Raw genomic sequence first — 2,104 nt, forward strand, 5'->3', positions numbered from 1 at the left:
TTTTCCCATCCCCGCCTTGCCGATATCGTTGTTTTCGAGCTTCGTTCGGTCCACGCTCACTCCGGGCAACTCGTCGTAGAACCCCGTGTAGTAGCGGTCCGCGCCGCCGATTCCCGTCATTCCGTCGGCTTTGCCGAGCACGACGCCCATATCGGCGTAGCCGCCGCCGTACGCGACCCACCGGCCGGGAACGGATTCGAACGCGACGCTTCCGGTCGGTGCCATCGTGACCGGATAGGAGTCGTCCTCGGCGTTCGTGGTCCCATCGGACGAACTCGTCGTGTCCGTCGTTGTCGTCGATGTCGTTTTCGATTCCGAATCTCCGGCACATCCGGCGAGCAGGCTTCCGCCGAGTATCGCGCCGCCGTACTTAACGTAGTCCCGCCGTGTTCGTCCCGAGTCTGTCGTACACTCTTTCGACATGTGTTTTAGGCCCGCCTAAATTTATAAAACGTTTTCGAATTTTTAGGTCTGCCTAATCCATGCCGTATTTAATACGGCGACCCGCAACGCGGACACATCGGCGGCCCGACGTCCGGAAGCGAATGCCCGCAACTCGGACACACGCCGGTCCCGTCCTCGGCCGTTATCTCCTCGACGGCCTCGTCCGTCGTCGCACGGAGTCCGGCGAGCGTTCCTTCTCTGCCGTCGTCCCCCGATTCCCGTTCGCCCTCGTCGATTGCGTCGAGCGCGAACCGCGCCCTGTCGCGGACGAACGACGATTCGTCCTCGCGCCTCTTACGGAGCCGCTCCATCGCTTCCGGGGGCACCGAATCATCCCCATCGACGCGGCCGAGGAGACCGACGGCCTCGGCCGCCCGTCCCCGAACGTGGTCGTTTTCGTCGTCCAACCGCGCAACGAGCGCGTCGGCCTCCGCTCCGAGCGCCGCCGGTGACACGCACCCGACGGCAGCGAGTGCCGTACAGAGATAGTAGCGGACGAGTTCGTCCCCGTCGTCGAGATGCTCAGCGAGGTTCGATACGCGGTGGTTGAGACGGTCCGGGTCGCCCAACGCGATGTCGGAAAGCGCTTTCGCCAACTTCTCCTTCACTTCCGGTTCGTCGAACGACAGCCCTATCTGTAACTCGGCGACGACGGCGGGTGACGCGACTGCGTCCGTGTGTTCGAGCGCGACGTTTCCCAACGCTTCCGCCGCGCGGGCACGGACGAAGTAGAACTCGTCTTCGTCCGCGAGACGGTCGGTCAGCATGAACAGTACCGGGACCACGGCGTCGGGGTCGTGTTCGGAAACGGCGACGAACAGTTTCGCCGTCGTCAATCGAATCGAGCGCTCTCCGTCGGTCACAAACGGCGACAGGGCCGGAAGCAGCGGTCCCACGACTCCCGGCGACTCCGATTCGACGCGCCGAAGAACGTCGAGGGTGGCTTTGCGCTCCTCAGTCGGTGCCGTTTCGAACCGCTCCAGACACGCGATAGCGCCGTCGTGTTCCCCCGAATCGAGCAGTTCGGCGAGTCGATCGACGGAAGGTCGGTGAGATGACTCGTCCATCGTTCGTTGCCGTGGACGTCTCGCGGCGACACCAAAAACACGTGGTACGGTGAACCGACGCGCGAAACCGGTTATTCCAACATCGCCACGCTCCGTTCGACCGCCTCCCGATTCCCGATGAGCGTCACTAAATCCCCCTCTTGGACGACGACGTTCGGATTCGGGACGATAAACTCGCCGGCGCGTCGGAGTTGACGAACCGGACGCCCGGTAGGTCGAGGCTCACGTCGTACAGCCGACCGTAGTCGCCCTCGACGCGCACCAGCGTCGGGTCGTACTGAGCGAGTGGGTCAGCCGCTCCGTCGGGATGTCGTCGGGGACGAGCACGAGGCAGTTCAGCCCCGCGCTGGCGGCCGTCGCGGCCATGCTCATCGCCATGTTGCCGTGCGAAACGGTTCCCACCCAGTCGTCGCCCGCGTCGAGCGCTCGGGCGACGCCGACCGCGCTTCCGCGGTCCTTGAAGCTGCCCGTCGGGTTCGCGCTCTCGTCCTTGACCCGGAGTTCGCACCCGGCGTAGTCGTCGAGTCGCGGCGTTCGAAGCAGCGGCGTTCCGCCGACGGCAGACCCGATACCCGGCGGGCGGGAGACAGGGA

The 2,104-nt window shown here is 64.8% G+C and carries 3 protein-coding genes and 1 pseudogene; all 4 read right to left on the minus strand.

Annotation, left to right across the window (positions count from 1 at the left end; translation table 11 throughout):
• Nucleotides 1-423: pseudogene (locus BG842_RS00275) on the minus strand (Fe3+-hydroxamate ABC transporter substrate-binding protein); the annotation flags it as partial.
• A 68-nt stretch (nt 424-491) separates the two neighbouring features.
• On the minus strand, nt 492-1,511 hold the full coding sequence (locus BG842_RS00280; RefSeq protein WP_069449217.1) for a HEAT repeat domain-containing protein: 1,020 nt from the start codon (nt 1,509-1,511) through the stop codon (nt 492-494).
• Between the two features lie 71 nt (nt 1,512-1,582).
• Complete coding sequence (locus BG842_RS26810; protein WP_254662790.1) at nt 1,583-1,681, minus strand: hypothetical protein; 99 nt, start codon at nt 1,679-1,681, stop codon at nt 1,583-1,585.
• Between the two features lie 52 nt (nt 1,682-1,733).
• Nucleotides 1,734-2,104, minus strand: a 371-nt coding sequence (locus tag BG842_RS00285) for a pyridoxal-phosphate dependent enzyme (RefSeq protein ID WP_254662789.1), incomplete at its 5' end; no start/stop codon positions are given.

This window comes from Haladaptatus sp. W1, assembly GCF_001723155.1.
In the GTDB taxonomy this organism is placed as follows: Archaea; Halobacteriota; Halobacteria; order Halobacteriales; family Haladaptataceae; genus Haladaptatus; species Haladaptatus paucihalophilus.

Excerpts from the sequence above, each read along its gene's own strand:
- BG842_RS00280 (WP_069449217.1), bottom strand. The coding sequence starts at position 1,511 with ATGGACGAGTCATCTCACCGACCTTCCGTCGATCGACTCGCCGAACTG.